Origin of the sequence: Pseudomonas sp. HMWF006 (genome assembly GCF_003061205.1) — a bacterium.
Lineage (GTDB): Bacteria > Pseudomonadota > Gammaproteobacteria > Pseudomonadales > Pseudomonadaceae > Aquipseudomonas > Aquipseudomonas monsensis.
Genome location: NZ_QAIU01000470.1, coordinates 1 through 9,474, shown reverse-complemented (window position 1 = coordinate 9,474; position 9,474 = coordinate 1). Strand labels below are relative to the sequence as shown.

Genomic DNA, 9,474 nt, shown 5'->3' with positions numbered 1-9,474 from the left:
TCGTATGAAAGGCCCACGACGCCCCGATTGCGCCCGCCAGTTCGCCTTTACCTGCTCACTTTCCCCTCGAGCCCATCGTTCATCCCGTCGCCTCCCCCGCCGAACCCGACTTGACCACCTAAGCTTCTGGTCAGCGAGCGCAGGAATTTTCCACCGCAGAACAACTTTTCATAAAGACGCGACGAGGTTTATCTCCATGGCACTGACACGCGAACAGCAAATTGCAGCCCTTGAAAAAGACTGGGCTGAAAACCCGCGCTGGAAAGGCGTGACTCGCACTTATTCCGCTGCTGACGTCGTCCGTCTGCGTGGCTCGGTTCAACCTGAGCACACTTTCGCGAAAATGGGCGCCGAGAAGCTGTGGAACCTGGTCACCCAGGGTGCCAAGCCGTCCTTCCGCCCAGAGAAAGATTTCGTCAACTGCATGGGCGCCCTGACCGGCGGCCAGGCTGTTCAGCAAGTCAAGGCCGGTATCCAGGCGATCTATCTGTCGGGCTGGCAAGTGGCTGCGGACAACAACTCCGCCGAATCCATGTACCCGGACCAGTCGCTGTACCCGGTGGACTCAGTGCCAACCGTGGTCAAGCGCATCAACAACTCGTTCCGTCGTGCTGACCAGATCCAGTGGAAAGCCGGCAAGAACCCGGGCGACGAAGGCTACATCGACTACTTCGCGCCAATCGTGGCTGACGCCGAAGCCGGTTTCGGCGGCGTTCTGAACGCCTACGAGCTGATGAAGAGCATGATCGAAGCAGGCGCCGCCGGCGTTCACTTCGAAGACCAGCTGGCTTCCGTGAAGAAGTGCGGTCACATGGGCGGCAAAGTACTGGTTCCAACTCAGGAAGCCGTACAGAAGCTGACCGCTGCCCGTCTGGCTGCCGACGTTGCCGGTACTCCGACCATCATTCTGGCTCGTACCGACGCCAACGCGGCTGACCTGCTGACTTCCGACTGCGACCCGTACGACCAGCCGTTCGTGACTGGCGAGCGTACTCAGGAAGGTTTCTACAAGGTTCGCGCTGGCCTGGACCAAGCGATCGCCCGTGGCCTGGCTTACGCGCCGTATGCCGACCTGATCTGGTGCGAAACCGCCAAGCCGGATCTGGAAGAAGCCCGTCGCTTCGCTGAAGCGATCAAAAAGGAATACCCGGACCAACTGCTGTCGTACAACTGCTCGCCTTCCTTCAACTGGAAGAAAAACCTGGACGACGCGACCATCGCCAAGTTCCAGCGCGAACTGTCCGCCATGGGTTACAAGCATCAGTTCATCACCCTGGCCGGCATTCACAACATGTGGCACAGCATGTTCAACCTGGCGCACGACTACGCCCGCAACGACATGACTGCCTACGTGAAGCTGCAAGAGCAGGAATTCGCCGACGCCGCCAAGGGTTACACCTTCGTGGCTCACCAGCAGGAAGTGGGCACCGGCTACTTCGACGACATGACCACCGTGATTCAGGGTGGCTCGTCCTCGGTGACCGCGCTGACCGGTTCGACCGAAGAAGAACAGTTCCACTGATTCTGCTTCGCTGAGCAAACGGCCTTTGCGGATCGTATAGAAAGCTAACCGCAAAGCCGCAAGACTGACGCCCCGACTGGTTCGGGGCGTTTTTTTGCCCAGGATTCAATGACCACCACAAATCCCTGTAGGAGTGAGCCTGCAGGGATCGGTGTCGTCCGGAGAAAACATTGATCCAGAGCGGTACAGATGTCAGAAAAATCCGCTAAAACGGACGCCACCGCTACTTGCAGTAACAGGCATATAAGACAACTTTCTGTTTACTGCACCGCTAAACAGTTACAAAAGCACTCCAAACGATATCAATTATCATTTAGCAGCAACTATGTTCGTTACATTTCCTACAAAACATAATTCACACAAACCCGGCTAATGCCCGCAATGCATGGGCTGCAGGGCATTGGAGGTGCGCTATGTCCTTATTCCAATAAATAATTTCGCTATAGGAATTTTACTTGCAGGGTGTTTAGCCATAAAATCAGCGCGATTGATTGCTGCGACATATCGTCACTGCCTTATTTCTTTATCAAGCTCAGAGACCTTTGCTCTCTGTTAAGGATTACCAGCATGCCCGAAGCGACAGGACTCATGGCCCACAACTGGGGCTTTGCCATTTTCCTTCTGGGTGTAGTCGGCCTGTGTGCCTTCATGCTCGGCGTCTCTAGCCTCCTCGGGTCAAAAGCCTGGGGCCGCAGCAAAAACGAACCGTTCGAGTCCGGCATGCTACCTACCGGTGGCGCCCGCTTGCGGCTCTCAGCCAAATTCTATCTGGTCGCGATGCTGTTCGTGATCTTCGATATCGAAGCCCTCTTTCTCTTTGCATGGTCTGTGTCCGTCCGCGAAAGCGGCTGGACCGGATTCGTCGAAGCTCTCGTTTTCATAGCAATTCTGTTGGCAGGTCTTGTCTACCTGTTCCGAGTGGGCGCCCTTGACTGGGCTCCGGAAGCTCGTCGCAAGCGGCAGGCGAAGCTGAAACAATGAGGCTTTGGCAATGCAATACAATCTCACCAGAATCGACCCCGATGCTCCTAACGAGCAGTATCCGATTGGCGAACGGGAAACCGTTTCCGATCCGTTAGAGGATCAAGTCCACAAAAACATTTTCATGGGCAAGCTCGAAGACGTGCTGAGTGGCGCGGTCAACTGGGGGCGTAAAAACTCTCTGTGGCCGTACAACTTCGGCCTTTCGTGCTGCTACGTGGAAATGACCACCGCCTTCACGGCGCCCCACGACATCGCGCGCTTCGGCGCCGAAGTTATCCGGGCATCACCGCGTCAGGCCGACTTCATGGTTATCGCCGGTACCTGCTTCATCAAGATGGCGCCGATCATTCAGCGTCTCTACGAGCAGATGCTCGAGCCGAAGTGGGTAATCTCCATGGGTTCGTGCGCCAACTCCGGTGGCATGTACGACATCTACTCCGTGGTTCAAGGGGTGGACAAGTTCCTGCCCGTGGACGTCTACGTACCTGGCTGCCCGCCCCGTCCAGAAGCATTTCTGCAAGGCTTGATGCTGTTGCAGGAATCGATTGGCCAGGAGCGTCGCCCACTGTCCTGGGTCGTTGGTGATCAAGGCGTTTATCGCGCCGACATGCCTTCGCAGAAAGAACAGCGCCGCGAACAGCGAATCGCAGTCACCAACCTGCGCAGCCCTGACGAAGTCTGATCCAGATCTGTTCTTACAAAAGAAACGAGAAGCTGGCTTCATTCTTTACGTTGACCGAAAGCGAAAAAATAACCATGACTACAGGCAGCGCTCTGTACATCCCGCCTTATAAGGCAGACGACCAGGATGTGGTCGTCGAATTGAACAACCGTTTTGGCGCCGAAGCGTTCACCGCTCAGTCGACCCGTACCGGCATGCCGGTGCTGTGGGTGGCGCGCGCCAAACTTGTCGAAGTCCTGACCTTCCTGCGCAACCTGCCCAAGCCGTACGTCATGCTCTATGACCTGCACGGCGTGGACGAGCGTCTGCGCACCAAGCGTCAAGGGCTGCCATCGGGCGCCGACTTCACCGTGTTCTATCACCTCATGTCGCTCGAGCGTAATAGTGACGTGATGATCAAAGTCGCCTTGTCCGAAAGCGACCTGAGCTTGCCGACCGTCACCAGCATCTGGCCGAACGCCAACTGGTACGAGCGTGAAGTCTGGGACATGTACGGCATCGACTTCAAAGGCCACCCGCACCTGTCGCGCATCATGATGCCGCCGACCTGGGAAGGTCACCCGCTGCGCAAGGACTTCCCGGCGCGCGCCACCGAATTCGATCCGTTCAGCCTCAACCTCGCCAAGCAACAGCTTGAGGAAGAAGCCGCGCGCTTCCGTCCTGAAGACTGGGGCATGAAGCGTTCCGGTGCCAACGAGGACTACATGTTCCTCAACCTGGGCCCGAACCACCCTTCCGCGCACGGTGCGTTCCGCATCATCCTGCAACTGGACGGTGAAGAGATCGTCGACTGCGTGCCGGACATCGGTTACCACCACCGTGGTGCCGAGAAGATGGCCGAGCGTCAGTCGTGGCACAGCTTCATCCCGTACACCGACCGTATCGACTACCTCGGCGGCGTGATGAACAACCTGCCGTACGTGCTCTCGGTCGAGAAGCTGGCCGGCATCAAGGTGCCCGAAAAGGTCGACGTCATCCGCATCATGATGGCCGAGTTCTTCCGGATCACCAGCCACCTGCTGTTCCTGGGCACCTACATTCAGGACGTTGGTGCGATGACTCCGGTGTTCTTCACCTTCACCGACCGCCAGAAGGCGTACACGGTGATCGAAGCCATTACCGGTTTCCGCCTGCACCCGGCCTGGTACCGCATCGGCGGCGTCGCGCACGATCTGCCGCGCGGCTGGGAAAAACTGGTGAAAGACTTCGTTGAGTGGCTGCCAAAACGCCTCGACGAGTACACCAAGGCCGCCCTGCAGAACAGCATCCTCAAGGGTCGTACCATCGGCGTTGCCCAGTACAACACCAAAGAGGCCCTGGAATGGGGCGTCACCGGTGCCGGCCTGCGTTCGACCGGTTGCGACTTCGACCTGCGTAAGGCGCGTCCGTACTCCGGCTACGAGAACTTCGAGTTCGAAGTACCGCTGGCTGCCAACGGCGATGCCTACGACCGCTGCATGGTCCGCGTCGAAGAGATGCGCCAGAGCATCAAGATCATCGACCAGTGCATGCGCAACATGCCGGAAGGCCCGTACAAGGCGGATCACCCGCTGACCACGCCGCCGCCGAAAGAACGCACGCTGCAGCACATCGAAACCCTGATCACGCACTTCCTGCAGGTTTCGTGGGGCCCGGTCATGCCGGCCAACGAATCCTTCCAGATGATCGAAGCGACCAAGGGCATCAACAGTTATTACCTGACGAGCGACGGCGGCACCATGAGCTACCGTACCCGGATCCGTACTCCGAGCTTCCCGCACCTGCAGCAGATCCCTTCGGTGATCAAAGGCAGCATGGTCGCGGACTTGATTGCGTACCTGGGTAGTATCGACTTCGTTATGGCCGACGTGGACCGCTAAGCATGAACAGCACGCTTATCCAGACAGACCGTTTCACCTTGAGTGAAACCGAGCGCTCGGCCATCGAGCACGAGCTGCATCACTACGAAGACCCGCGCGCGGCGTCGATCGAAGCCCTGAAGATCGTTCAGAAGGAACGCGGCTGGGTGCCGGATGGCGCCCTGTACGCGATCGGCGAGATCCTCGGCATCCCGGCCAGCGACGTTGAAGGCGTGGCGACGTTCTATAGCCAGATCTTCCGTCAGCCGGTCGGCCGCCACATCATTCGCGTCTGCGACAGCATGGTCTGCTACATCGGCGGCCACGAGTCGGTGGTCAGCGAAATCCAGAACAATCTGGGCATCGGCCTGGGTCAGACCACCGCCGACGGTCGTTTCACCCTGCTGCCTGTCTGCTGCCTCGGCAACTGCGACAAGGCACCGGCGCTGATGATCGACGACGACACCTTTGGCGACGTGCAACCTGCCGGCGTGGCCAAACTGCTCGAGGGCTACGTATGACCCTGACATCTTTCGGTCCTGCCAACCGCATCAAGCGTTCGGCCGAGACTCACCCGCTGACCTGGCGTCTGCGTGACGACGGCGAAGCCGTGTGGCTCGACGAATACCAGGCCAAGAACGGTTACGCCGCTGCGCGCAAGGCCTTCGCCGACATGGCTCAGGACGACATCGTCCAGACCGTGAAGGACGCAGGCTTGAAAGGTCGCGGCGGTGCAGGCTTCCCCACGGGCGTGAAGTGGGGCCTGATGCCCAAGGACGAATCCATCAACATCCGCTACTTGCTGTGCAACGCGGACGAGATGGAGCCGAACACCTGGAAAGACCGCATGCTGATGGAGCAACTGCCCCATCTGCTGATCGAAGGCATGCTGATCAGTGCCCGCGCCCTGAAAACCTACCGTGGCTACATCTTCCTGCGTGGCGAGTACACCACCGCCGCCAAGCACCTCAACCGTGCCGTGGAAGAAGCCAAGGCTGCTGGCCTTTTGGGTAAAAACATTCTGGGCAGCGGCTTCGATTTCGAGCTGTTCGTCCACACCGGCGCCGGGCGTTACATCTGCGGTGAAGAAACCGCACTGATCAACTCCCTCGAAGGCCGCCGCGCCAACCCGCGCTCCAAGCCGCCCTTCCCTGCCGCCGTGGGCGTGTGGGGCAAGCCGACCTGCGTGAACAACGTGGAAACCCTGTGCAACGTGCCGGCGATCATTGCCGACGGCGTTGACTGGTACAAATCGTTGGCCCGCGAAGGCAGTGAAGACATGGGCACCAAGCTCATGGGCTTCTCCGGCAAGGTCAAGAACCCTGGCCTGTGGGAACTGCCATTCGGCGTGACCGCTCGCGAGCTGTTCGAAGACTACGCCGGCGGCATGCGCGACGGTTACAAACTCAAGGCCTGGCAGCCAGGCGGTGCCGGTACCGGTTTCCTGTTGCCAGAACACCTCGACGCACAGATGTACGCCGGCGGCATCGCCAAAGTGGGCACCCGGATGGGTACCGGCCTGGCGATGGCGGTGGACGACAGCGTCAACATGGTGTCGCTGCTGCGCAACATGGAGCAGTTCTTCGCCCGCGAATCCTGCGGCTTCTGCACCCCGTGCCGTGATGGCCTGCCATGGAGCGTCAAGCTCTTGATGGCCATCGAAGAAGGCCGCGGTCAGCCAGGCGACATCGAGACCCTGCTGGGTCTGGTCGGCTTCCTCGGCCCAGGCAAGACCTTCTGTGCTCACGCACCGGGTGCCGTGGAGCCTTTGGGCAGTGCCATCAAATACTTCCGTCCAGAGTTCGAAGCCGGTATCGCGCCTGCAAGCGCCGCCGTCCCGCCTCTGGCAAGGCCGATCGTAGTCGGCGCGTAAACGCTTAAAAAGGCGAAGGGTCCGTGCCCTTCGCCTTTCGTCCGATGACGCCTTTCGGGGCTGACTGGATTCGGACGAATAACAAGATTCCATTAGCCACGCCCGCTGACACCGGGCCAACGAAGAACTTTGAACCATGGCCACTATCCACGTAGACGGCAAAGCGCTCGAAGTCGACGGGGCAGACAACCTGTTACAGGCATGTCTGTCGCTGGGCCTCGACATCCCTTATTTCTGCTGGCACCCCGCGCTTGGTAGCGTCGGGGCTTGCCGCCAGTGCGCGGTCAAGCAGTACACCGACGAGAACGACACCCGTGGTCGCATCGTCATGTCCTGCATGACGCCTGCCACCGACAACACCTGGATCTCCATCGACGATGAAGAATCCAAGGCGTTCCGCGCCAGTGTTGTCGAATGGCTGATGACCAACCACCCGCACGACTGCCCGGTGTGCGAGGAAGGCGGTCACTGCCACCTGCAAGACATGACCGTGATGACCGGCCACAACGAGCGCCGTTATCGCTTCACCAAACGCACCCACCAGAACCAGCAACTGGGCCCGTTCATTTCCCACGAAATGAACCGCTGCATCGCTTGCTACCGCTGTGTGCGTTTCTACAAGGATTACGCTGGCGGCACCGACCTCGGTGTGTTCGGTGCCCACGACAACGTGTACTTCGGTCGCGTTGAAGACGGCACCCTCGAAAGCGAGTTCTCCGGCAACCTCACCGAGGTCTGCCCGACCGGTGTGTTCACCGACAAGACGCACTCCGAGCGTTACAACCGCAAGTGGGACATGCAGTTCTCGCCGAGCATCTGCCATGGCTGCTCGAGCGGTTGCAACATCTCCCCGGGCGAGCGTTACGGCGAGCTGCGTCGCATCGAAAACCGTTTCAACGGTTCGGTGAACCAGTACTTCCTGTGCGACCGTGGCCGTTTCGGTTATGGCTACGTCAACCGCACCGACCGTCCACGTCAGCCAATGCTGGCCGACGGCACCAAGCTGGGCCTGGATCAGGCGCTGGACAAGGCTGCCGATCTGCTGCGCGGGCGCAATATCGTCGGTATCGGTTCGCCGCGTGCCAGCCTCGAAAGCAACTACGCATTGCGTGAGCTGGTCGGCGCCGAGCATTTCTACTCGGGTATCGAAGCGTCCGAGCTGGAGCGCATCCGTCTGGTCCTGCAAGTGCTGAAAGACAGCCCGCTGCCCGTGCCGAACATGCGCGACATCGAAGACCACGACGCGATCTTCGTCCTCGGTGAAGACCTGACCCAGACCGCAGCGCGTATGGCCCTGGCCCTGCGTCAGTCGGTCAAGGGCAAGGCTGAAGACATGGCCGAAGCCATGCGCGTTCAGCCGTGGCTCGACGCGGCGGTGAAGAACATCGGTCAGCACGAACTGAACCCGCTGTTCATCGCCAGCCTCGCTGAAACCAAGCTCGACGACATCGCCGAAGAATGCGTACACGCCGCTCCGGATGACCTGGCGCGCATCGGTTTCGCCGTTGCTCACGCGCTGGACGCCAGCGCCCCGGCCGTTGAAGGTCTGGACGCCGAAGCCCTGGAACTGGCCAAGCGCATCGCCGACGCCCTGCTCGCGGCCAAGCGTCCGCTGATCATCGCCGGTACTTCGCTGGGTTCGAAAGCACTGATCGAAGCGGCGGCGAACATCGCCAAAGCCCTGAAGCTGCGTGAGAAAAACGGTTCGATCAGCCTGATCGTGCCGGAAGCCAACAGCCTTGGCCTGGCCATGCTCGGTGGCGAATCGGTCGACGCAGCGCTGCAAGCCGTGATCGACGGCAAGGCCGACGCCATCGTCGTGCTGGAAAACGATCTGTACACCCGCACCTCGAAAGCCAAGGTCGACGCAGCCCTGAACGCTGCGCAAGTGGTGATCGTTGCCGACCACCAGAAGACCGCCACCACCGACCGCGCGCAACTGGTTCTGCCAGCCGCGAGCTTCGCTGAAGGCGACGGTACGCTGGTCAGCCAGGAAGGTCGCGCCCAGCGCTTCTTCCAGGTTTTCGACCCGCAATACATGGATGCGAGCATCCTGGTTCACGAAGGCTGGCGCTGGCTGCACGCCCTGCGCTCGACCCTGCTGAACCAGCCGATCGACTGGACGCAACTCGACCACGTCACCGCTGCCGTTGCCTCGAGCACCGAGCAACTGGCGCGTATCGTCGACGCAGCCCCATCGGCCGCGTTCCGCATCAAGGGTCTGAAACTGGCGCGTGAGCCGCTGCGTTATTCCGGTCGCACCGCGATGCGCGCCGACATCAGCGTTCACGAACCGCGTACCCCGCAAGACCAAGACACCGCGTTCGCCTTCTCCATGGAAGGTTACTCGGGTTCGGCTGAACCACGTCAGCAAGTGCCATTCGCCTGGTCGCCGGGCTGGAACTCGCCACAAGCGTGGAACAAGTTCCAGGACGAAGTCGGTGGTCACCTGCGCGCTGGCGACCCGGGCCCCCGCCTGATCGAAAGCACGGGCGACTCGCTGAACTGGTTCGCTGCCGCTCCGCGTGCGTTCAATCCGGCGCCGGGCACCTGGCAAGCCGTGCCGTTCTACCAC

At 60.2% G+C, this 9,474-nt stretch carries 7 protein-coding genes; all 7 read left to right on the top strand.

Annotation, left to right across the window (positions count from 1 at the left end):
• Positions 1–196: 196 nt before the first annotated feature.
• Positions 197–1,522, top strand: a complete 1,326-nt coding sequence (aceA, locus tag DBR24_RS20555) for an isocitrate lyase (protein ID WP_003223815.1) — start codon at positions 197–199, stop codon at positions 1,520–1,522.
• Between the two features lie 567 nt (positions 1,523–2,089).
• Positions 2,090–2,503, top strand: coding sequence for an NADH-quinone oxidoreductase subunit A (locus DBR24_RS20550; protein ID WP_003223812.1), 414 nt, complete (start codon positions 2,090–2,092; stop codon positions 2,501–2,503).
• A 10-nt stretch (positions 2,504–2,513) separates the two neighbouring features.
• The gene (locus tag DBR24_RS20545; protein ID WP_003223809.1) at positions 2,514–3,188 is read left to right on the top strand and encodes an NADH-quinone oxidoreductase subunit B family protein; all 675 of its coding nucleotides are present in this window, start codon (positions 2,514–2,516) and stop codon (positions 3,186–3,188) included.
• Between the two features lie 74 nt (positions 3,189–3,262).
• Positions 3,263–5,047, top strand: coding sequence for an NADH-quinone oxidoreductase subunit C/D (nuoC, locus tag DBR24_RS20540; RefSeq protein WP_123462468.1), 1,785 nt, complete (start codon positions 3,263–3,265; stop codon positions 5,045–5,047).
• Between the two features lie 2 nt (positions 5,048–5,049).
• The gene (nuoE, locus tag DBR24_RS20535) at positions 5,050–5,547 is read left to right on the top strand and encodes an NADH-quinone oxidoreductase subunit NuoE (protein WP_003223804.1); all 498 of its coding nucleotides are present in this window, start codon (positions 5,050–5,052) and stop codon (positions 5,545–5,547) included.
• Positions 5,544–6,899: an NADH-quinone oxidoreductase subunit NuoF gene (gene nuoF / locus DBR24_RS20530; RefSeq protein WP_064586999.1), complete on the top strand. Its 1,356-nt coding sequence runs from the start codon at positions 5,544–5,546 to the stop codon at positions 6,897–6,899. Before nuoE ends, nuoF begins: the two co-directional genes overlap by 4 nt.
• 136 nt (positions 6,900–7,035) lie before the next feature.
• Positions 7,036–9,474: NADH-quinone oxidoreductase subunit NuoG (nuoG, locus tag DBR24_RS20525; protein ID WP_128615679.1), on the top strand; the 2,439-nt coding region annotated here is incomplete at its 3' end.